The sequence below is a fragment of the Bradyrhizobium ontarionense genome, from assembly GCF_021088345.1.
Classification (GTDB): Bacteria; Pseudomonadota; Alphaproteobacteria; order Rhizobiales; family Xanthobacteraceae; genus Bradyrhizobium; species Bradyrhizobium ontarionense.
Map to the genome: position 1 here is coordinate 5,371,016 of NZ_CP088156.1, position 21,229 is coordinate 5,392,244.

The 21,229-nt window shown below is 63.9% G+C and carries 18 protein-coding genes; 16 read left to right on the top strand and 2 right to left on the bottom strand.

Annotation, left to right across the window (positions count from 1 at the left end; all coding sequences use genetic code 11):
• Positions 1–11 precede the first annotated feature (11 nt).
• The 6 genes from LQG66_RS23785 to LQG66_RS23810 all read left to right on the top strand — a co-directional run bounded on the left by LQG66_RS23785 (position 12) and on the right by LQG66_RS23810 (position 8,152).
• Positions 12–224 (top strand): hypothetical protein, encoded by a 213-nt coding sequence (locus tag LQG66_RS23785; protein WP_231318096.1) that lies wholly within the window; start codon positions 12–14, stop codon positions 222–224.
• A 126-nt stretch (positions 225–350) separates the two neighbouring features.
• Positions 351–1,451 carry an HlyD family secretion protein gene (locus LQG66_RS23790; RefSeq protein WP_231318097.1) on the top strand — a complete coding sequence of 367 codons (1,101 nt, stop codon included), beginning with the start codon at positions 351–353 and terminating at the stop codon, positions 1,449–1,451.
• On the top strand, positions 1,448–4,192 hold the full coding sequence (gene rbbA, locus LQG66_RS23795; protein ID WP_231318098.1) for a ribosome-associated ATPase/putative transporter RbbA: 2,745 nt from the start codon (positions 1,448–1,450) through the stop codon (positions 4,190–4,192). Before LQG66_RS23790 ends, rbbA begins: the two co-directional genes overlap by 4 nt.
• 3 nt (positions 4,193–4,195) lie before the next feature.
• A complete protein-coding gene (locus LQG66_RS23800; protein WP_231318099.1) occupies positions 4,196–5,326 on the top strand; it encodes an ABC transporter permease in 1,131 nt (376 codons plus the stop codon).
• 228 nt (positions 5,327–5,554) lie between these two features.
• On the top strand, positions 5,555–5,809 hold the full coding sequence (locus tag LQG66_RS23805; RefSeq protein WP_231318100.1) for a hypothetical protein: 255 nt from the start codon (positions 5,555–5,557) through the stop codon (positions 5,807–5,809).
• Between the two features lie 981 nt (positions 5,810–6,790).
• On the top strand, positions 6,791–8,152 hold the full coding sequence (locus LQG66_RS23810) for an O-linked N-acetylglucosamine transferase, SPINDLY family protein (protein WP_231318101.1): 1,362 nt from the start codon (positions 6,791–6,793) through the stop codon (positions 8,150–8,152).
• A 69-nt stretch (positions 8,153–8,221) separates the two neighbouring features.
• Here LQG66_RS23810 and LQG66_RS23815 read toward each other — a convergent pair whose 3' ends face one another.
• Together LQG66_RS23815 and LQG66_RS23820 are read right to left on the bottom strand one after the other, a co-directional pair.
• Positions 8,222–8,782 carry a hypothetical protein gene (locus LQG66_RS23815; RefSeq protein WP_231318102.1) on the bottom strand — a complete coding sequence of 187 codons (561 nt, stop codon included), beginning with the start codon at positions 8,780–8,782 and terminating at the stop codon, positions 8,222–8,224.
• 80 nt (positions 8,783–8,862) lie between these two features.
• Positions 8,863–10,452, bottom strand: coding sequence for an ATP-binding protein (locus LQG66_RS23820; protein WP_231318103.1), 1,590 nt, complete (start codon positions 10,450–10,452; stop codon positions 8,863–8,865).
• Between the two features lie 275 nt (positions 10,453–10,727).
• On the opposite strand from LQG66_RS23820, the gene LQG66_RS23825 reads away from it, so the two are divergent.
• The 10 genes from LQG66_RS23825 to LQG66_RS23870 all read left to right on the top strand — a co-directional run bounded on the left by LQG66_RS23825 (position 10,728) and on the right by LQG66_RS23870 (position 21,226).
• Positions 10,728–11,189: a nuclear transport factor 2 family protein gene (locus LQG66_RS23825; protein WP_231318104.1), complete on the top strand. Its 462-nt coding sequence runs from the start codon at positions 10,728–10,730 to the stop codon at positions 11,187–11,189.
• 12 nt (positions 11,190–11,201) lie between these two features.
• Positions 11,202–11,765 (top strand): TetR/AcrR family transcriptional regulator, encoded by a 564-nt coding sequence (locus LQG66_RS23830; protein WP_231318105.1) that lies wholly within the window; start codon positions 11,202–11,204, stop codon positions 11,763–11,765.
• A 133-nt stretch (positions 11,766–11,898) separates the two neighbouring features.
• A complete protein-coding gene (locus tag LQG66_RS23835) occupies positions 11,899–12,912 on the top strand; it encodes a formamidase (protein ID WP_231318106.1) in 1,014 nt (337 codons plus the stop codon).
• A gap of 674 nt (positions 12,913–13,586) precedes the next feature.
• Entirely contained in the window at positions 13,587–14,945 is a 1,359-nt protein-coding gene (locus tag LQG66_RS23840) for a tyrosine-type recombinase/integrase (RefSeq protein WP_231318107.1), read from the top strand.
• A 399-nt stretch (positions 14,946–15,344) separates the two neighbouring features.
• Positions 15,345–16,532 carry an ABC transporter substrate-binding protein gene (locus LQG66_RS23845; RefSeq protein WP_231318108.1) on the top strand — a complete coding sequence of 396 codons (1,188 nt, stop codon included), beginning with the start codon at positions 15,345–15,347 and terminating at the stop codon, positions 16,530–16,532.
• Positions 16,533–16,552: 20 nt separating this feature from the next.
• The gene (locus tag LQG66_RS23850; protein ID WP_231318109.1) at positions 16,553–17,425 is read left to right on the top strand and encodes a branched-chain amino acid ABC transporter permease; all 873 of its coding nucleotides are present in this window, start codon (positions 16,553–16,555) and stop codon (positions 17,423–17,425) included.
• Between the two features lie 46 nt (positions 17,426–17,471).
• Positions 17,472–18,458 carry a branched-chain amino acid ABC transporter permease gene (locus LQG66_RS23855; protein WP_231318110.1) on the top strand — a complete coding sequence of 329 codons (987 nt, stop codon included), beginning with the start codon at positions 17,472–17,474 and terminating at the stop codon, positions 18,456–18,458.
• A complete protein-coding gene (locus LQG66_RS23860; RefSeq protein WP_231318111.1) occupies positions 18,455–19,225 on the top strand; it encodes an ABC transporter ATP-binding protein in 771 nt (256 codons plus the stop codon). The genes LQG66_RS23855 and LQG66_RS23860 overlap by 4 nt, the downstream gene beginning before the upstream one ends.
• Positions 19,218–19,958: a branched-chain amino acid ABC transporter ATP-binding protein gene (locus LQG66_RS23865; protein ID WP_231318112.1), complete on the top strand. Its 741-nt coding sequence runs from the start codon at positions 19,218–19,220 to the stop codon at positions 19,956–19,958. Before LQG66_RS23860 ends, LQG66_RS23865 begins: the two co-directional genes overlap by 8 nt.
• Before the next feature lie 59 nt (positions 19,959–20,017).
• Positions 20,018–21,226 (top strand): aspartate transaminase, encoded by a 1,209-nt coding sequence (locus tag LQG66_RS23870; RefSeq protein WP_231318113.1) that lies wholly within the window; start codon positions 20,018–20,020, stop codon positions 21,224–21,226.
• The last annotated feature ends 3 nt before the right edge of the window (positions 21,227–21,229 follow it).

Sequence of the window (21,229 nt, forward strand, 5' to 3'; positions counted from 1 at the left end):
CGGTGCCGCCCATGACATCCAAGATGATCGCACTGAAAATTCTCGATGGCATCTTCATCTCGGCAACCATCATCCTTCTCGGGATCGTTGCAGGTCTGCCGGTCGATTGGCTGCTCGCGCCGTTGGAGATGTCGATGCGCGAATTTCGGGCATTTGCCTTGTTCATCATTTTCGGCAGCCTGCTGCTGATCCATGCCATCGCAACGTCCGATTCCGCACCGTAAACCAAACGTGATCACCGGCATCCCGCCTGATCCATGGAACGCGGCGGCCAGTTGAGCTGCGTCAACGGAAATCTGTCCGCCTGTGGCAAACGACGCGCCTGCTTTGGGAAACAGAGGCGTCGTTCGATGGTTCAACAGGAAAGCGAGGCCGTTGCCGATCGGGTGCCGGTGGTGAAGCCACAGGCCGATCCGATCGCGCCGACGCATGGCGCGGCACTGCCTGTGGTCGCGGCCCATGCAGTCCGGCCGAAACGCCGCGTGTGGCCATTGCTGCTGCTCGTCCTCGCCATCGGTGCGGCCGGAGGCGGCGGTTATGTCTGGTGGCAGCGCCTGCATCCGCCGCTGCCGCTCGGCATCAGCGTCAGCAATGGCCGCATTGAGGCCGACGAGATCGACATCGCGACCAAATATGCCGGGCGCGTCGCCGAGCTGCGTGCCGATATCGGCGACCTCGTCGAGGCCGGGCAGATCGTCGCGCGCATGGACATCAGGGAACTCCAACAGTCGCTCTCCAAGGCGGAGGCGCAGACCGAACAGGCGCAGCATGTGGTCGATCAGGCGCGCGCCAACCTGGCGCAGCTGCAGGCCCAGAAGACGCTCGCCGAGCAGGAGATGGAGCGCACGCGCGGCCTGCTGCAGAACGGCTGGACCACGCGAGAGCTCGCCGACCAGCGCCAGCAGGCGCTGGACGCGGCGATCGCCGGATACGCCGGCGCGCAGTCCAAGATATCGGAGGCGCAACACGCGCTCGAAGCCGTCCGTCACGACGTCGCGCTCTACACCGTGCAGATCGCCGACAATTCGCTGATCGCGCCGAAGGCGGGCCGCATCCAGTATCGTCTCGCCAATGTCGGCGAGGTGCTGGGCGCCGGCGGCAAGGTCTTCACCATGCTCGACGTCGGCTACGTCTACATGGACGTGTTCCTGCCGACCGAGCAGGTCGGCAAGGTCAAGGTCGGGACTGACGCGCGGATCGTGCTTGATGCCTATCCGGATCGTCCGATCCCGGCGAAAGTCGCTTTCGTCGCGAGTCAGGCACAGTTCACGCCGAAGACGGTCGAGACGCAGAGCGAGCGCGACAAGCTGATGTTCCGCATCCGCGTTCGCGTCGATCAGGACAAATTGGCTGCGCATGTCGATGCCGTGAGAAGCGGGTTGCCCGGGGTCGCCTATGTCAGGTGGAATTCCGACGTGGCCTGGCCCGCACGCCTGCAAGCCGCGCCATGAGCATCGCCGCGCCTCCGGTCGCGGTCGTGAGGCATCTGTCCCAGCACTATCGCGGTGTCACCGCTCTCGACGACGTCTCGATCGAGATCCCCTCCGGCTGCGTGGTCGGCCTGATCGGTCCCGACGGCGTCGGCAAGTCGTCGTTGCTGTCGATCCTGGCCGGCGCGCGTGCGATCCAGGACGGGCAGGCGACCGTGCTCGGTGCCGACATGGCGGACCGCGACGCCCGCACCCAGGTCTGCCCGCGCATCGCCTACATGCCGCAAGGACTGGGGAAGAATCTCTATCCCGACCTCAGCGTCCGCGAGAACATCACATTCTTTGCAAGACTGTTCGGCCAGTCCCGTGCCGAGCGCGACTGGCGCATCGCCGAGCTGATGGAGGCGACGGCGCTCGCCGACTTCGCCGACCGACCGGCGAAGAAGCTGTCCGGCGGCATGAAGCAGAAACTCGGGCTGTGCTGCTCGCTGATCCACGATCCAGACCTGCTCATTCTGGACGAGCCGACCACCGGCGTCGATCCGTTGTCGCGCCGCCAGTTCTGGGACCTGATCGACCGCCTGCGCGCACGCAGCGCGGCCGGCATGAGCGTCATCGTCGCCACCGCCTACATGGAGGAGGCCGAGCGGTTCGACTGGCTGATCGCGATGAACGACGGCCGCATCCTCGCGGCCGGTTCGCCTGCGGAGCTGAGGCAGCAGACCGGGGCGGCCGACATCGAGGGCGCCTTCGTTGCCCTGCTGCCGCAGGCGCCCGATTCGCGTCGTGCGGAGATGCCGGTCAAAACCGAGCTCGACGGCAGCCACGAGACTGTCATCGTCGCGCGCGATTTGACCTGCCGCTTCGGTGATTTCACCGCTGTCGACCGTGTCAATTTCTCGATCCGCAAGGGCGAGATCTTCGGCTTCGTCGGCTCCAACGGCTGCGGCAAGACCACGACCATGAAGATGCTCACCGGCCTTCTGCCGCCAAGCGAAGGCGAGGCGCTGATCTTCGGCCGTTCCATGGAGGCCGGCAACTACGAGTCGCGCAGCCGCGTCGGCTACATGTCGCAGGCCTTCTCGCTCTATGGTGAGCTCACGGTGCGGCAGAACCTGGTGCTGCACGCGCGCCTGTTCCATCTGCCTCCCGAGTTCGCGGAGAAGCGCATCGCGGAGCTGGTCGATCGCTGCGATCTGACGGATCATATCGACGGCCTCGCAGCCGATCTGCCGCTCGGTATCCGCCAGCGGCTGTCGCTTGCGGTGGCGATCGTCCACAAGCCCGACCTGCTGATTCTGGATGAGCCGACCTCGGGCGTCGATCCGGTGGCACGTAATCAGTTCTGGCGTTTGCTGATCGAATTGTCGCGCGATGACGACATGACGATCTTCGTCTCGACGCATTTCATGAACGAGGCCGCGCGCTGCGACCGGCTGTCGCTGATGCATGAGGGTCGCGTGCTGGCGACCGACACGCCGGACGGGCTGATCCGGGCCAAGGGCGCGCAGACGCTGGAGCAGGCCTTCATCGCCTTCCTGGAGCAGGAGGTCGGTGTCGACGCTCCGCCGCCGACGCTGACGCAGGCCAATCCGGCCCGCGCATCGGACGCGGTTGCAGCAGGCGGCAGGCGAGCGCGGTTCAGTCCGCGCCGGATGTTTGCCTACACCATCCGCGAAGGTCTCGAACTCATCCGCGATCCGATCAGGCTGTTGTTCGCGCTGTTCGGCACGGCCTTCCTGATGATCGTGTTCGGTGTCGGCATCTCCACCGACGTCAACAATCTGACCTTCGCCGCGCTCGATCGCGATCAGACGCCGGAGAGCCGTGCCTATCTCGCCGAGCTCAGAGGCTCGCGCTATTTCCTCGAGAAGCCGCCGCTCGCCGACTACGCCGATCTGGAGCGGCGCATGAAGACCGGCGACATCAAGGCCTCGATCGAGATCCCGCCCAATTTCGGCGTCGACATCAAGCGCGGCCGTCCCGCCTTCGTGTCGGCCTGGATCGATGGCGCCATGCCGTTCCGCGCCGAGACCATCCGCGGCTATCTCGAAGGCACGCACCAGCTCTATCTCGGCGATCCCGCGGTCAAGACGACCCGGCCGGCGGCGGCGTCCGCGGTCAATGTCGAGATCCGCTTCAAGTACAATCAGGCGTTCGACAGCATCTATGCGATGGTGCCGAGCACGATCGCCATGCTGCTGGCGCTGTTTCCAGCGATCCTGATGGCGCTCGCCGTGGTCCGGGAGAAGGAGCTCGGCTCGATCACCAATCTCTATGTCACACCGGTGACACGGCTCGAATTCCTGCTCGGCAAGCAGCTGCCTTACGTCGGCGTCGCGCTGGTGAATTTCGCGGTCATGTTTGCGATGGCGATCCTGCTGTTCGGTGTCCCTCTCAAGGGCGCGTTCCTGCCGCTGCTCGTGGGCACCGTCGTCTACGTCTTCACCACGACGGCCTATGGCATGCTGATCTCGACCTTCTGCAGCACCCAGATCGCGGCGCTGTTCGGCACCGCGATCCTCACGGTGCTGCCGGCGACGCAGTTCTCGGGGATGATGGTGCCGGTGTCGTCGCTGTCCGGGGTGGCGCGCATGCTCGGCATGGGATTTCCGATGACCTATTACCGCCCGATCAGCGTCGGCACCTTCACCAAGGGTCTGGGCTTTGCGGATGTCGGTCCGGACATCCTGGCGCTGCTCGTCTTCATTCCGGTCCTGATCGGGCTCAGCCTCGTGCTGCTGCCCAAGCAGGAGAGATGAGCCATGTTGCGCTCGCTCTCCACCATCTTCTGGCTCGGCACCAAGGAGTTGCGCAGCCTGTTCGGCGACCTCGTGCTGATCGGGCTCGTGATCTATTCGTTTACGGTCGCGGTGATCAGCCAGGCCCAGAGCAATTCGCAGGAGCTGCACCACGCCTCGCTCGCCGTCGTCGACGAGGACCAATCCGAACTGTCGCGCCGGATCATCAGCGCCTTCATGCTCCCCTATTTCCAGGCGCCTGTTGACATCGGCGAGAGCCAGGTCGGGCCGCTGATGAACAGCGGCCGCTTCACCTTCGTGCTCGACATTCCGCCGAACTTCCAGCGCGACGTGCTGGCGGGGCGCAGGCCGGCGCTGCAGGTCAATGTCGACGCCACCGCGATGATCCAAGCGGGTCTGGGGTCCGGCTACGCACTGCAGATCATCAACACCGAAGTCGCCTGGTATCTGGCGCGGTCGGAGACCTCCGTGCCCGCGCCGGTCAATCTCGTGACGCGGATCGCCTTCAATCCGAACGTGACGACCGCCTGGTTCGAGAGCGTGATGGGCATCATCAACAGTGTCACGATGCTCGCCATCATCCTGGCCGGCGCGGCGCTGGTGCGGGAGCGCGAGCACGGCACCATGGATCATCTGCTGGTGATGCCGGTGTCGCCGTTCGAGATCGCGATGTCGAAGATCTGGGCCAATGCGCTCGTGATCGCCGTGGCGGTCGTGATCGCCCTCTATGTCGTCGTGCAGGGAATCCTGCGCGTGCCGATCACGGGCTCGATCCCGCTGTTCATGGGTGGTGTGGTGCTCTATCTGTTTTTCGCCACCGCGGTCGGGCTGTTTCTCGGCACCATCGCACGCTCGATGCCGCAACTCGGCCTGCTCTATATCCTCGTCGCCGTGCCGATGAATCTGCTGTCCGGCGGCGCGACTCCGGTCGAGAGCCAGCCGGTGTGGCTCTCGACGATCATGAAGGCCTCGCCATCGACGCATTTCGTGTCGTTCGCGCAGGCCATTCTGTATCGCGGCGCCGGGCTCGATGTGGTGTGGCCGCAATTCGTGGCCGTGGCCGGCATCGCAGGACTGTTCCTGGCGCTGACCTTGTGGCGCTTCCGTGCCGCGGTGGGCGCGACCGGAGCGTGACATGATAGACACGGCTGCGACTACGGCCCTCGGCATGGTTTCCGGAGCTTTAACGGCGCGGACCGTTGCGGTCGCAAACAGCCGCGTCTGCCGGCCGTTTTCGCGCCTGCAGGGCGGCAACGCTTCTCCAACCATGCCTCTCGGGCGCCTGCGCCGATAACGATTTGGAAAATCGTGGTGGTGCACCCTTGGCTCGTCCTGAGGGAGACGGACGAGGGGAGAGCGATCATGATCAATGGGGAAGCGGTTCTGGAAAACGTGCGGCGCTATCGCACCATCGCCTGCCTGTATCGCCAGACCGCGGCGTTCCGGCCGCATCAGCGCGACTCGCTGCTGGCCCAGGCCGCGGAATGGGAAAGCCGGGCTGTCGCCGAGCTCGAGGCTTATTTCATCGCCCGTCATGCGCCGTCGCAAGCCCCGGCGAACAGGAACTATCATACGCCCTCCTACACGTCGTCGACGTGGCAGATGGCTGCGGCCTAGTCACGGGCCAACATCGTTCATTCCCGCAGCGCGTTCCACGCCCGGGGTGTGCTGATATCGAACCCTCCGCAAACGAGAGGGGCAGGGAAGACCGGGCACCGACCGGCGCCCGTGGCCCCCGTGCGTGAAGAAGTGCACGGGGCAGGAACCACAGGTTCAGCCGGAATCCCGGCCCTCCCTGCGCGATGCGCTACGGCTTATACGTGCTCTCCTCGGTGCGCCGGGCTTTCTGGCCATCGTGTGCGCGACAACGCTTGCGCGTTGCGCGGGGACACCAGCGTCGGGGTGTCAGGACCACACGACTTCACCGTCCGCCACGAACCGTTCGTCGGCATCCCCCGAAGGAAACGCTGCGATTCGTCGCGGCCATCACTCCCCGCCTCGCGTGTCGTGACGACCGCGATACGCCCTCTGCCCGAGGCGGTATGAGGGCATCAGACATCAAATTACGAAAAAACGAAAGCGGAATATTTTTTCGTGGCGATCTGGACAGAGGTCATCGCGTTGAACCGGCGCTCGAAATCAGCGTTTCGGCGCATCCGACTTTTTGCTGTTTGCGACTGTAGACCGGGTCGTAACGGCGCATGAGCTGACCCGACGGGCGACCCAACTTGCGCTTGGGCGACGGCGTTACTCGGACTCGGCCGGACGACAATGGAGTGAGTTGCTACAGCGCGTCTCCATACCAGCTGTCGTCCCGGGCAAGCCATGGCGTCGCATCGCGACGCCGAGGCGCCGACCCGGGACCCATAGCCCCAGGAGGTTGTTGTTGCGAAGAACGCCGCTCCAGCATCCTCAACAACGCAGACGGTGGTTATGGATCCCGGGTCTGCGCCCCGGCAACGCTGCCGCGTTGTCCGGACTTGCCCGGGACGACAGTGGCGTGAGTTGCTCCAGCGTTCTCGAGAGCGCGGATGGCGGTCATGTTGGCGCGGGACTTGCTCAGGCTGATGTGCGCCGGCACCGGCGATGAAGGACACGATGAGATCGCTCGGGCGCGACCGCAACATGTGTGCCTGGGACGATTTCGCCCAGTCGTCGACCGATGCCCGTCTTTCGCTGGCGCAGGCGCAATCCGGACAGATTCCGCCGTTCCTGCTGCTCTCGGTGCCCGGCATGAGCGCCGGCCAGCATCGGATCTGCTCGGAGCTGTGGACCCGCGACCGCATCGCGGCGAGCAGCGCGGAGCGGACGCGGTTGGATTTTCGCTTCGACTTGACGATCCGCGACAAGCTTCGTGTCGGATACCTTTCAAACGACTTCCACGACCACGCGACCGCCCATCTGCTGATCGAGGCGCTCGAGGCGCATGACCGGGAGCGATGTGAGCTGCACGCCTTCTCGTTCGGCGCCGATGATCAGGGGGCGATGCGTCGGCGGCTCAACGACGCCTTCCACGCCTTCCACGACGTCGCCGCGTTGGGCGATAGCGCCGCGGCCACCGCGGTGCATGCTGCGCAGATCGATGTTCTGGTCGATCTCAAAGGCTATACGCGCGGCGCCCGGACCGGGATCCTGATGCTGCATCCGGCGCCGGTTCAGGTGAACTTCCTCGGCTATCCCGGAACGCTCGGCGGCGATATCTGCGACTACATCATCACCGATCCGTTCGTGACGCCGCCGGCGGCCGCGGCCGACTATTCCGAGAGCTTCGCCTACATGCCGCATTCGTACCAGCCGCATGGCCGGACGGCGCTCGGCCCGCCGCCGGCCCGTGCCGAGGTGGGCCTGCCGGAAGCCGGCTTCGTGTTCTGCTGCTTCAATCAGGCCTACAAGCTGACGCCCATGGTGTTCGACCTGTGGTGCCGCCTGCTCGACGCGACGCCGGACAGCGTGTTGTGGCTGCTGGCGTCCGATCAGGCCGAGGGCAATCTGCGCGGCGAGGCGCTGCGCCGAGGCGTGGCGCCGGCTCGTCTGGTGTTCGCGCCCGAGATGACGCAGAGCGAGCATCTTCGGCGGCTCCAGCTCGCCGATCTCGTGCTCGACACGGCGCCCTATGGCGCCCACACCACGGCGAGCGACGCGCTCTGGGCCGGCGTGCCGATCGTCACCTGCGCCGGAGATACGTTTGCCTCCCGGGTTGCCGGCAGCCTGCTGCACGCCGTGGGACTTCCCGAGCTCATTGCCGCCGATGAGGCCGACTATGTCGCGGTGGCGCTGACGCTCGCCACCGAGCCGGACCTGCTGCAGGCCGCCAAGGCCAGGCTCCGGCGCAACCGGCCGGTCACCCCGCTGTTCGACGCGGCCGCCTATGCCCGATCTCTGCAGGACCTTTATGACCAGATGTGGCGCCGCTGCCGTAGCGGCGCTGCGCCGGAGCCGATCTGGGCGTCCAAGTCGTGAGCGAGATCAAGTTCTGAACGGGGTGGAGGTGATCCGGTTGGCAGTCGCGCCATCGCGGTGTGCCGCAGGTCACTTCGTCCTCATGCGTGCTGCAGCGAGTATCCCGATCAAGGCTGCCAGGGCGCCGACGCTGGTCGCGTTGATCGCGACCAGCGAGGCGTGGTCGGAGTCGGTGACTCTCATCACGGGGGTCCCGAGACGAGAATCGATCAGCAGATAAGACATGAACGGCAACGCCAGCAGCGGCAGCGACCGCATGCGCTCGTCGGGGCGGAACAGCAGGGCAGCGAGCAGGGCGCACGGAATGAGGAACAGCTCGACGCCGCTCGGCGTACCGAACAGCTTGACGGAGAACACCGTGTTGGCGGTGCCGGTCAGGACCATCAAGGCGCGGCCGGCGAACGAACTGCGGCGCGCCAGCGCCGGGACGGCTGCGAAGAACGGTGTCGTGAGCAGCGTCAGCCAGGCCGGCCAAGCTGCCGTGCCCGCGATCGCGTGCAGATAGAGCGGATAGAATGGCTGATTGAAGACGATGACGATGGCCACCTTGGCGGCGATGTCGGACTGCGGATCGTCAACTGACGCATAGTCCTGTACGGCCGCAAGCCAACGTCCGAGCATGTTACGCATTCACGTGCCCCAGTCTTGCATCGGTGCGATCGCTGCGAGGGAAACGCGCCGACGCGCAAGGCGGATCACGTGTATGCGGTTCAAGAATTCAGGGCCGTCCGGATCATGCGGGCGAGATCGGCGCTCTGATACGGCTTGGTGAGCAGCAGCACGCCTGCGTCGAGCCGGCCGTGATGCACGATCGCGTTCTCCGTATAGCCCGACGTGTACAGCACCCTGAGGTGCGGGCGTCGCTTCAAGGCCTCGATCGCGAGCTGACGGCCGTTCATGGCGCCGGGCATGATGATGTCGGTGAACAGGAGATCGATGCGCGCGGGGCTGTCGATGATGGCGAGCGCCTCGTCGGCCTTGCTCGCCGCCAGCGTGGTGTAGCCGAGCCGCTTGATCTGGGCGATGACATATTCGCGCACCAGCGAATCGTCCTCGACGATCAGGATCGATTCGTCGCCGCGCTCTATTCCTGCAGCGTTGCTGTTCGAGAGTGCCGCGTCCGCGTCGGCATTGGCCTGCGGCAGATAGAGCTTGACCGAGGTGCCGTGCCCCGGCTCGCTGTAGATCTTGATGTGACCGTTGGATTGCTTGACGAAGCCGTAGACCATGCTCAGCCCGAGGCCGACGCCCTTGCCGACGTCCTTGGTGGTGAAGAACGGCTCGAACACCTTGTCGAGCAGGTTGGCCGGAATGCCTTCGCCGGTGTCGCTGACGGCGATCATGACGTAGTTGCCGGGGATCACCTCCGGATTCATGTGCGCATAGGCCTCGTCGAGGTGGACGTTCTTGGTCTCCAGCGTCAGCTTGCCGCCGTTCGGCATCGCGTCGCGCGCATTGAGCGCCAGGTTCAGGATCGCGGTCGACAGCTGGCTCGGGTCGATCATGGCCGGCGCGGAATCGTGCGCCAGCATCGATTCGATCTCGATCTGCTCGCCGAGCGTTCGGCGCAGCAGGCGGGCGGTGTCGACCACCATGCCGTTGATGTCGACGCTGCGCGGCTGCAGCGGCTGGCGGCGGGCGAAGGCCAGCAGGTGGCGCGTGAGATCGGCGCCGCGGGCGGCCGCCGAGTTGATCAGGCTGGTGATCTGCACGAGCTGCGGACGGTCCTTCACCGCGTCGGCGAGGATCTCGATGGTGCCGGTGATCACGGTCAGGATGTTGTTGAAGTCGTGGGCAACGCCGCCGGTCAGTTGGCCGATGGCTTCCATCTTCTGCGCCTGGCGCACCTGCGCCTCGGTGGCCTCGATCTCCTGGAAGCGCCTGACCATCGCTTCCGCGGTGCGCCGCTGCCGCGTCTCCTCCTCGAGCTGCGCATAGGCCGTCCGCAACTGGGCGCGGGACGGCATCGTCAGCACCCGCGGCAGCATCAGCAGCAGAGCCGCGGCGATGCCGACCGACATGAAGGCCAGGAAGCCTTTCGTGGCAGCCTCGAGCGTGTACGCAGGGACCCAGATCGTGAGCACCTCGATCAGCCGCGTCATCCCGCAGACGGAGACCCACAGGGCGAAAGCCCAGAAAATGGAGCTGAACTGAAAGTCGCGGCGACGATAGACGATGAAGGCGAGGACGAACGCGATGGTGAAGAATGCGAAGGAGATGAGGACGTCCGAGATGGCGTTCACCCAGATCAATTCAGGCAGCCATAGCAGGCACTCGCCATGCGGCGTGAGCATCGACATGTCCAGACATCCCCAACCGTACGACCGGCCTGCGCGGCGCCCCCGCAGCGCGGCCGGTTCCTTAGCAGATCATCGAATTTCCGTTGAGCACACAAGCGTGCTGACCGTCGCAGGCCACAGATTGGTAGATGCACACCGTGCCAGCAGCTGAGTCGCCGCCGGTGAATGCGCCGCGCCGCGCGTCGGATGAGGGCCCGTCAGGCATAAGGTATGTCTTGACCTTTGTGTACCAATCGGTACAGACTATGCGATGTGGTACAAAAGGAGACGTTGCGATGACCGTGCTGGCCCCACCCTTCACGTTGGAGACTGCCACCAAGAAGGTGCGCGTAGCTGAAGACGGCTGGAACAGCCGCGATCCCCAACGCGTGTCGCTGGTCTACACACCCGACAGCCGCTGGCGGAATCGCGCCGAATTCATCAACGGCCGTGCCGAGATCGTCGCCTTCCTCACCCGCAAATGGGCCAAGGAGCTCGACTACCGTCTGATCAAGGAGATCTGGGCCCACAGCGACAATCGGATCGCGGTGCGCTTTGCCTATGAGTGGCATGACGACAGCGGCAATTGGTTTCGGTCCTACGGCAACGAGAACTGGGAGTTCGACGCGCAAGGGCTGATGCAGCGCCGCTACGCCTGCATCAACGACCTGCCGATCAAGGAGAGCGAGCGCAAATTTCACTGGCCGCTGGGCCGCCGGCCGGATGATCATCCCGGGCTGACCGAACTGGGGCTGTAGGCGGGGAGCGCTATGCGGACGCTCAACGAGCGCGCCGACGTCATCCCGCCGATCGCCGAGGTGTTTCGCGAGTTCGGCTTCGAGGGCACCTCGCTCAGCCGCATCACCGAGAAGACAGGCTTGGGCAAAGGCAGCCTGTATCACTTCTTCCCAGGCGGGAAGGAGGAGATGGCGCGTGCCGTACTGGCGCATGTCGACGCCTGGTTCGAGCGCGAGATCTTTGCGCCGTTGCGCGATGATCCGCCGCAACAGTCGATCGCGCGGATGTGGCGCGGCGTCGACGACTACTTCCGTTCCGGCCGGCGCGTCTGTCTCGTCGGGGCCTTCGCCCTGGACGAGACGCGCGACCGTTTCGCGGCTGCCATTGCCAGCTACTTCACACGCTGGATCGAAGGCCTGCGCGATGCGCTGCTGCGCAGCGGCTGGTCGGCGGCGCAGGCGGGCGACAGCGCCGAGGAGGTGGTGCTTGGCATCCAGGGCGCGCTGGTGCTGGCGCGCGCCACCAACAACGAGGCGGTGTTCGGCCGCGCGCTGGTGCGGTTCCAGCGACGCCTGCAACAGCCGGCTGCGATCTGACGCTGAACCAGCCAACCGAAGCTGCCTCAGCAAACGGCAGCGGGCGGGCTGAAATATCGGCGCGCGGCTCTCACGAAATCGTGGTTGTCTTGGGCAAGGTCCCGAGCAGCGGCGACAATCAGGGAGGTCCGGCATGAATGGACTCGGCGGTCTCAACAAATCCCCCAACGGCGTCGTCATCGGGCTGGTGCAGCTGCAGCTTCCGGTCGTGGTGACCAAGGAAGACCTCGCGCGGCAGACCGAGAAGATCGTCTGGATGGTCGGCAAGGCCCGGCGCAATCTCGGCACCATGGATCTCGTGGTGTTCCCGGAATACGCGCTGCACGGCCTGTCGATGGACACCAATCCCGAGATCATGTGCAGGCTCGACGGTCCGGAGGTCGCGGCGTTCAAGCAGGCCTGCATCGACAACAGGATCTGGGGCTGCTTCTCCATCATGGAGCACAATCCCGACGGCAATCCCTACAATTCCGGCCTGATCATCGACAACAATGGCGACATCAAGCTGTACTATCGCAAGCTGCATCCGTGGATCCCGGTCGAGCCTTGGGAGCCCGGCGACATCGGCATCCCCGTGATCGAGGGGCCGCGCGGCGCCAGGATCGCGCTGATCATCTGCCATGACGGCATGTTCCCGGAGATGGCGCGGGAGTGCGCCTATAAGGGCGCCGAGATCATGATCCGCACGGCCGGCTACACCGCGCCGATCCGCGACAGCTGGCGCTTCACCAACCAGGCCAACGCGTTCCAGAACCTGATGGTGACCGCGAATGTCTGCATGTGCGGCTCCGACGGCTCGTTCGATTCCATGGGCGAGGGCATGATCGTGAATTTCGACGGCAGCATTCTCGCCCATGGCACGACGGGGCGCCCCGACGAGATCATCACCGCCGAGGTGCGGCCCGACCTGGTGCGCGAGGCGCGCATCAACTGGGGCGTCGAGAACAACATCTATCAGCTCTGGCATCGCGGCTATGTCGCGGTGAAGGGCGGCGCGATGGACTGTCCCTACACCTTCATGCACGACATGGTGGCCGGCAGCTACCGGCTGCCCTGGGAGGATCAAGTCAAGATCACCGACGGCACGTCCTGCGGATTTCCGGCGCCGACACGCTCATTCGGCAAGCTCGGCAAGGCGGCCGAGTGACCCGCATTCGGCGCTCGATCGGGGAGTCCTGGGAGACCTCGGCCCGTTTGCGCCGAAGTTAGGCAGCGTCGTCCGGCAGCTGCTGCCGCAGGGCATTCGCGGCGATGATTCATGTGCCCCGGCGCAATCGGCGACGTGGCTGGAACCTCGACAAGCCGACTGACTGCCGATTATTATATGCTTAAAATAATTAACGGTCGGCCGGATGGCGGCGCGGCGGTGCCACCGCCAGGGGCTGGCAGCGAATGTCCTCTGGGAGAGGATCATGCATGGCGGCCGCCCCACACGTCCACCGCATCCGCGCAACATCTGCGGCGGCACCGCGATCCAGCTGCGAGGTCCGTCATGGGTGCATCGGCCAAGGTCATCCGCCAGCGGCGCATCGTCGCGCGCGAGCCGCAAACGTCGCGGGCCGGTTGCATTCGCGGATGATGGCAGGGGAATGAAGCTGGCGCACCCGACACGATTCGAACGTGTGACCTTTGCCTTCGGAGCAAGATAGCGTGCCCGTCCGAAAAATGCGATAGGGCACGCTATTCTACGCTATCTTGCTGACACAGCTGGATATTGTGGACAACACAAGCGACGTTCCTATCCAAAAGCTCGCACTGACTTTCTCCCGCCTGCTTACGTCCTGCTTACGCGAGAGATGGTGCCCGGACCGAAGGAACGTCATGGTCAAGATCACAAAGAGGGTTGTCGAGGCGGCGGAAGTCCAAGAGAAGGACTACATAATATGGGACGACGAGTTGCCTGGCTTTGGGCTACGGGTCTTCAGTTCCGGCAAGCGCAGTTATGTTATCCAGTATCGAACGAGAGGTCGCTCACGTCGCTACACAGTCGGGCTTCACGGAGCTTGGGTGGCAGAGACCGCGCGCCGAGAGGCGAAGGTGCAACTCGGTCGAGTCGCTGGCGGCGATGACCCCGTCGAAGAGCGCCAACTGGGCCACAAGGCGATAACTGTGAAGGAACTGTGTACCCGCTATCTCGCCGATTTGCAGGCCGGTCTCATCCTGGGAAAGGGCGGGCGACCGAAGAAGGGCTCGACAATTGTCACCGTTAAAGGACGCATCGAGCGTCACATCGTTCCGCTCTTAGGTACCCGGCGGGTCAAGGACCTGACAAAGACCGACATCAATAGGATCCTCAAGGACATCATGTCCGGAAGGACGCGGGTTTCGGTCAAGACCAAGAAGCTACGCGGAAAGGCAATCGTCCGCGGCGGCGCCGGAACGGCCACGCGCACGGTGGGTCTCCTCGGCGGCATTCTCACCTACGCCGTCGAAGGCGGCATTATTGAAAATAATCCGGCCCATGGTCTCCGCAAGCCAAAGGACAATGTACGAACACGTCGACTGTCGGAGGCTGAATATCGGATACTGGGTCGGATGCTCCGTGACGCAGCAGAGCAGGAGAAATACGCCACGGTCGTCGATATTATTCGACAGCTTGCACTGACGGGATGCCGTCGAAGCGAGATGATCAGCCTGAGATGGACGGAGGTCGACGCGGACTCGAGCTGCTTGCGATTGAAGGACAGCAAGGAAGGTGGTTCCATCCGCCCGATTGGACTGCCTGTCGTCGAATATTTCGAGCGAAGGCGTACCAACGATGTCGGCACATACGTCTTTCCGAGGCAGGGCGAGGACAGCGCGTTCGGCAGCTTCCCGAACCATTGGAAGCACATATTCGAGAACTCGCCGCTATCCGATATTACTCCCCACGTCCTCCGTCATAGCTTCGCGAGTATCGCCAATGATCTCGGCATTACCGAGGTAACCATCGCAGCCCTGGTTGGTCATGCCAAAGGTTCGGTGACGAGCAAGTACATCCATACGCTCGACACAGCGCTGATCACGGCTGCGGACACGATCTCGGGCTACGTTCACGGGCTCCTTGACGGTATTGAGTTCAAGCAGGCCGCCTACGCATTGGACCGGGATTCACGGAAAGCCTCCTTGGCTCGCTTTTTGAGGAGGGCTTCTAGCGGTGACCAGGGCGAGGCCGACGAGAAGTGCCGTCTGGCGGCCTAGGTGCTACGCTAGGCGCGTCGTATGTCATGGCCTGGGAAGGCGCAGGGCAGCCGATCAGCACGGTCGCGCAGGCACGTTAGTCAAAGCTCGGTCAGACCTGCGTCACAGACCTCGGTGCGTTCGGAATAGTTGCGGCGCAGGCCTCCGAGCCTCAGCCTGAGCGGGGTTCAAGCCGTAGCTTCTTGTCGTTGGACAGTTTCGAGCACTGCCCTGGGCGCTGGCTCCTCATTCCGTCGCCATAAGAATTCGCTATGGCGGCAGAGGACAGTCGTGCTTCCCCTGTCATCATGCGTATATCTACTTTTTACCCGTCGGCCGCAGCAAAAAATTCAAGGGCAAGATCACCGAAGAGTCAGAGTTCGCGGGCGCATCATTTTGTAGCAGCTATGGAGCGGGCCAATGTCGATCGAGTTGAGCCGACGAGGATTTTGCATCGGAACCGTCCTCATCGGATTCCAGTCCGCTTCCTCCGGGGCTTTCGCGGCGCGAAGCGAAGACGGCACGGTGAGGCTGGGCCTCGTCGCGCCCATGAGCGGCCCGAACGCCCGGTACGGGTCGTTTTCGCTGCGCGGGGCGCAGATGGCGGCGAAGGAGATCAATGACGCCGGAGGCGTTGGCGGACGCAAGATCAATGTCCTGCCCGGGGATAGCCAAGGTACGCCGGTCGAAGGCGTCTCCGCCACGCGTCGTCTGATCGATCAGGATCAGGTCGATTTCATCATCGGCGACGTCTCGAGCTCGGTCACGCTGGCCATGCAGCCGGTCGTTGAGGATGCCGGCGTCCTGCTTCTCAACGCGGCCTCGTCGAACCCGATGATCACCTACAAGGCGGGCGCCGGCGGTTTCAAATGGACGTTCCGCAACTATCCGACCGACGAGAACCGCGCCCTCATCGTGCTGCAATACGCCGCCGAGAAGAAGGGATACACGAAATACGCCGTGCTCTCGGTTGATAGCGACTACGGCCGCGCCGCCATTCAGTTCACCAAGAAGTACCTGCCGCGCTTCAAGAGCGAGATCCTGACGGAGGACTACTACAAGGAGGGCGAGGTGGATTTCCGCAGCGTGCTCTCCAAGATCCGTGACTCCGGCGCCCAGGCGATCATCATGTACGGCAACGCCGATAGCGCGCCCATCGTCGCACGCCAGATGATGGAGGCCGGCATCGCCGGCAAGATACCTCTGATCGGCAATGCCGAGTTCAACACCGAGAAGACGATCAAGGCGGCACCGAAGGCGCTGGAAGGCGCGATCGAGGCGGCAGCCTGGCTTCCGGGCTACCAGTCCGAGCGCAGCAAGGCGTTCGTGGACAAGTTCACCGCCGAATACCGGGAAGCTCCCAATAACCACGCTTACGTGCACTGGGAGACGGTGCATTTGCTGGCCAAGGCGATCGAGCAGGCCAAGAGCATCGATCGCGAGAAAGTCCGGGCCGCGCTCTCCGGCATCCACTATGCTAGCGCCGTCGGCGAGGTCACCTTCGACGATCACAACCAGGCGCGGCTGCCGATGATCCTTCTCGAGATCGAGGGCGGCAAGCCCGTGATCAAGGGCGCCTATGCGGCCGAGATCGACTATCCCAAGTAAGCCCGCGGAACGGCAGCCCCATGTTCTACACGATCATCGAGCAGGTCGTTAACGGCATCATCTCCGGATCGGTCTACGCGATCGTTGCCGTCGGCATGACGATGATCTTCGGTGTCCTGCGGGCAATCAATTTCGCTCACGGCGAATACTACATGCTCGGGACCTTCGGGGCCTGGTTCGCGATTGAGTATTTCGATCTGCCTTATCCGGTCGCGGTCGTGATCGGCGTGGTTGCGACGGCGGTCATCGCCGTGGTCGTCGGCAACCTCGTGATGCAACGGATCGTGGGAGCATCCGCCGAGGCCGGCGTGCTCGCGACGCTCGGTGTCTCGCTGATCCTGCAAAACACGACCATCCTGGTTTTCGGCGGCAGCTACAAGTTTTTCTCCGGCGGCTATATCGAGCCAGTGAGCATTCTTGGCCTCACCTTGGCCGAACAGCGTGTCCTGATCATCATCGTCGGCCTCGTCGTATTCGTCGGGCTCGAGCTGATGGTGACCTACAGCCGGATGGGCAAGGCCATGCGTGCGGTCTCGCAGAACATCGAGTGCTGCGCAGTGGTGGGCATCGATGTTCGCCAGATCGCGCTATGGACGTTCATTCTCGGAGCCTGTCTGGCGGCGCTCTCGGGTGTTTTGACGGCGCCGGTGAATGTGAGCGTCTACGGCGGCATGGGCGAGCTGATCACCTTCAAGACGCTGCCGATCATCATCATGGGCGGGCTCGGCAATGTGCGCGGCACGTTCGTCGCCGCGATGATCCTCGGCATCGCCGAGAGCCTCGTCGCCACGTATGTCGGCCTGCAATTCCGCGACACGGTCGGGTTCGCAACCTTGATGCTGGTGCTGATGTGGCGCCCACACGGGCTGTTTTCCGCGCAGGCGCGCTTCTAGATCCGGTGGTGATGACAGATGAGCGAGATCGCCCGGGAGCTAAGACATGACGCCCGCTGAACTCTCGGCCGTGACGCCGGGCCGGGACCTCCGTGTTCCCTTCGGTATCGCGCTCGCGGCGCTGGCCTGCGTTGCGCCGCTATTTCTGGGCAACTATCCTTTGCACGCGATCATCATCGCGCTGATCTTTCTGTTGCCGGCACACGGGCTCAACCTGCTGCTCGGTTACACCGGGCTGTTGTCGTTGGCCCAGGCAGCGTTCTTCGGCATCGGCGCTTACACGTCCGCGCTGCTGGCGGTGCATTTCGGTACACCCTTCTATGTGAACTTCCTGGCAGCGGGACTCATGGCCGGCGCCATTGCGCTGCCGCTCGGAATTCCTGCGCTGAGGTTGCGCGCCACGTCGTTCGTCATGTGCACGCTCGGCTTCGTCATCATCGGCCAGGCCATCGCCAAGAACTGGATCGGTCTGACGCGCGGCGACATGGGGCTGGCCGCCATTCCCAAGCCTTACTTTGCACTGGGACCGGCTTCGTTTACCGTCTCGGGCACGATCGGCTTCTACTATCTGGTCCTTAGCATCGCCGCAATCGCCACGCTCGTGGCCTACCTCATCGTCCGCTCGCCGGCCGGGCAGAACATGATCGCGATCCGCGAGAACGAGACGCTGGCGGAATCCGTCGGTATCCCGACTTGGCACTACAAGCTGGTGGTGTTCATGATCAGCGCCGCCTTCGCCGGTCTCGGCGGCAGCCTCTATGCGCACTACCTGACCGTCGTCAGTCCGCTCACGTTCCAGATGTATTACTCGACCACGATGCTGATCATCGTGCTCGGCGGCGGCGCGGGAACCGTCTCGGGCGTCATCTTCGGCAGCCTGGTGTTCGTGGGCCTCACGGAAGCGCTTCGCGTCGCGCCGGAGCTGCGCATGATCGCCTACGGTCTCTTCCTGCTCGGGCTCGTGTTCTGGTTTCCGAGCGGGTTTGCGCCGCTGATCGGCCGCTTCTGGTCCTTGCTGGAGACGCGCCGATGACCGGGCTCCCGATCCTCGACATCTCCGGCCTCTGCAAGTCCTATGGTGCCGTCCGCGCCGTCGACTGCGTCGATCTTCACGTCGACCGCGGCGAAATTTGCGGTCTGATCGGCCCAAACGGCTCGGGCAAGTCCACCTTCTTCGATTGTGTGACCGGGCTTGCCAAGCCCAATGCCGGGGCGGTCAAGCTCGATGGCCAGGACATCACGGGCTGGTCGCTGAACGATATCGCTCGCGAAGGTCGGATGCTGCGGTCATTCCAGAAGACGGTGGTGTTCGGCGCGCTGGACGTCGAGGAAAACCTCGTCATCGCCGGTCAGATGTTCACTTTCCCCAGTGTCTGGTCGACCTTCGGCATTGGATCCGCGGCCCGCAACCGCGTCGCGGCGTTGCGGGAGCGGGCGCGCGAGCTGATCAAGATCGCCGGTCTCTGGGACGTGCGGTCGCAGCCGGCGGGCAAGCTGTCGGGCGGCCAGCAGAAGCTGATCCAGTTCGCTTCGATGCTGATGCCGGAGCCGAAACTCATTCTGCTCGACGAGCCGATGGCCGGCATCAATCCCAAGCTGATCGAGCGGGTGGTCGAGAGCATCCGTCTTGCCAACACGTCTTTCGGTGTCAGCTTCCTCATCATCGAGCACAACATCGACGTGGTGACGAGCCTCTGTCAGCGCGTGGTCGTGCTCGACCAGGGGCGCAAGCTGGCGGAAGGCGCGCCGGACGACATCGTCCAGAACCAAGCGGTACGGGAGGCCTATCTCGGTGGCTGAACCCTCTCTCTCGATCAAGGGACTGCGCGCCGGCTACGGCTCGCTCGACATCCTCAACGGGGTCGATCTCGACGTTCCGCAGGGGCAGTTCGTCGCCCTGATGGGCCCGAACGGGGCGGGCAAGTCGACGTTGCTGAAGACGCTTTACGGCATGACCACGATCAAAGGCGGCAGCGTCAACTGGCAGGGCAGGGACATCACGGCTCTCAAGTCGCGCGCGATCCTGGCGGAAGGCATTTCATGGGTGCCGCAGGGGCGCTGCAATTTTCCGCTCATGACGGTCGACGAGAATCTGCAGATGGCGGCCTATACGCTGCGTGACGGCCGGGTGAAGGCGGAGCGGGACTACGTCTACGACCTCTTCCCGATCCTGAAGACGCGCCGCAACACGCTCGCTGGAAACATGTCGGGCGGCGAGCAGCAATTGCTGGAAGTGGCCATGGCCGTGCTTCAGCGGCCAAGGATTCTGCTGGTCGACGAGCCGTCAGTCGGACTTTCGCCGAGCGCGATCGGCATCGTGTTCGACGAGCTGCTCCGCATCAACGCGACCGGCCAGACCATATTGCTCGTCGAACAGAATACCAAGAAGGCCATGGAGGTTGCGCAGCGCGCCGTGATCCTGCGCCTCGGCAAGGTGATCTGGGACGGCCGGCCCGCGGATATCACCCATGATGAGCTCGGCGAACTGTTTCTCACCGGCCGCATGCGCGGCGAAACCGAGGTCGAGCACTAGGGGGCCCAGCGTTCGCCGCACACGAGTGCACACAGATACCAAACCTGAAGGACGACCAAGTGACGATCTTCGTGCCAGCTGCGCGTGTCTCGCGCATCAAGATTTCTCCGACGACGGCGGCTTCCGCGCGGATTCGCGAGCTCAAGGCGGCGGGACGCGACATCATCGACATGGCCATCGGGGAGCCGGATTTCGACACGCCCGATCACGTCAAGACAGCCGCGCATGCAGCGATCGATCGCGGCGAGACGAAATACACCGCGGTCAACGGCACCGTAGCGCTGCGCAAGGCGATCATCGCCGACTACGCGCGTCGTCTGGGGCTCGAATATGCCGACAACGAGATCTGCGTCGGTGGCGGCGCCAAGCAGATCCTGTTTCTTGCGCTGATGGCGAGCGTGGAGGAGGCGGCTGAGGTCATCATCCCCGCGCCCTATTGGGTCTCCTACCCCGATATGGTCATTGCCAATGACGGCACGCCGGTCATCGTCCGTTGCTCGGAGAACCAGGGCTTCAAGCTGACGGCAGATGCGCTTGAGGCCGCCATCACGCCAAGAACACGCTGGCTGATCCTCAATGCGCCCTCGAATCCGACGGGCGCGGCTTATTCGCGATCAGACCTTCAGGCGCTCGGCGAGGTCCTGCTGCGCCATTCGAATGTGCTGATCCTCTCCGACGACATCTATGACCAGATCTGGTACCGCGACGAGCCGGCAACCACGCTGGCGGCTGCCGTGCCCGCCCTGAAGGACCGAATCCTGCTCGCCAACGGCGTGTCGAAGACCTACGCCATGACCGGATGGCGGATCGGCTATGCGGCGGGTCCCGCGCCACTGATCGCCGCGATCAACAAGCTGCAGTCGCAGATCTCGTCGTGTCCGTCGTCGATCAGTCAGGCCGCAGCGGCCCATGCGCTCACGAGCGATCAGTCGTTCGTGCGTGACAGCGTCAAGCTCTACAAGGAACGCCGCGATTATGCCTGCGCGCGGCTGAATGCAATCGCTGGCCTGTCGTGTCTGGTGCCGGATGGTGCGTTCTACCTCTACCCCGGCTGTGCCGGGGTCATCGGCAAGACCACGCCGGACGGCAAGGTGATCGAGAACGATCTCGATTTCGTGCTCTATCTTCTGGATGACGTCGGCGTGGCGGCCGTGCAGGGCGCAGCGTACGGGCTATCACCTTATTTCCGCCTGTCCATTGCAACCTCGATGGAGGCGATCAGCGAGGCCTGCGACCGTATCGAGAAGGCCTGCAAGGCGCTTTCCTGAGCG

Excerpts from the sequence above, each read along its gene's own strand:
- LQG66_RS23785 (WP_231318096.1), top strand. The coding sequence starts at position 12 with ATGACATCCAAGATGATCGCACTGAAAATTCTCGATGGCATCTTCATC.
- LQG66_RS23790 (WP_231318097.1), top strand. The coding sequence starts at position 351 with ATGGTTCAACAGGAAAGCGAGGCCGTTGCCGATCGGGTGCCGGTGGTG.
- rbbA (WP_231318098.1), top strand. The coding sequence starts at position 1,448 with ATGAGCATCGCCGCGCCTCCGGTCGCGGTCGTGAGGCATCTGTCCCAG.
- LQG66_RS23800 (WP_231318099.1), top strand. The coding sequence starts at position 4,196 with ATGTTGCGCTCGCTCTCCACCATCTTCTGGCTCGGCACCAAGGAGTTG.
- LQG66_RS23805 (WP_231318100.1), top strand. The coding sequence starts at position 5,555 with ATGATCAATGGGGAAGCGGTTCTGGAAAACGTGCGGCGCTATCGCACC.
- LQG66_RS23810 (WP_231318101.1), top strand. The coding sequence starts at position 6,791 with ATGAGATCGCTCGGGCGCGACCGCAACATGTGTGCCTGGGACGATTTC.
- LQG66_RS23815 (WP_231318102.1), bottom strand. The coding sequence starts at position 8,782 with ATGCGTAACATGCTCGGACGTTGGCTTGCGGCCGTACAGGACTATGCG.
- LQG66_RS23820 (WP_231318103.1), bottom strand. The coding sequence starts at position 10,452 with ATGTCGATGCTCACGCCGCATGGCGAGTGCCTGCTATGGCTGCCTGAA.
- LQG66_RS23825 (WP_231318104.1), top strand. The coding sequence starts at position 10,728 with ATGACCGTGCTGGCCCCACCCTTCACGTTGGAGACTGCCACCAAGAAG.
- LQG66_RS23830 (WP_231318105.1), top strand. The coding sequence starts at position 11,202 with ATGCGGACGCTCAACGAGCGCGCCGACGTCATCCCGCCGATCGCCGAG.
- LQG66_RS23835 (WP_231318106.1), top strand. The coding sequence starts at position 11,899 with ATGAATGGACTCGGCGGTCTCAACAAATCCCCCAACGGCGTCGTCATC.
- LQG66_RS23840 (WP_231318107.1), top strand. The coding sequence starts at position 13,587 with ATGGTCAAGATCACAAAGAGGGTTGTCGAGGCGGCGGAAGTCCAAGAG.
- LQG66_RS23845 (WP_231318108.1), top strand. The coding sequence starts at position 15,345 with ATGTCGATCGAGTTGAGCCGACGAGGATTTTGCATCGGAACCGTCCTC.
- LQG66_RS23850 (WP_231318109.1), top strand. The coding sequence starts at position 16,553 with ATGTTCTACACGATCATCGAGCAGGTCGTTAACGGCATCATCTCCGGA.
- LQG66_RS23855 (WP_231318110.1), top strand. The coding sequence starts at position 17,472 with ATGACGCCCGCTGAACTCTCGGCCGTGACGCCGGGCCGGGACCTCCGT.
- LQG66_RS23860 (WP_231318111.1), top strand. The coding sequence starts at position 18,455 with ATGACCGGGCTCCCGATCCTCGACATCTCCGGCCTCTGCAAGTCCTAT.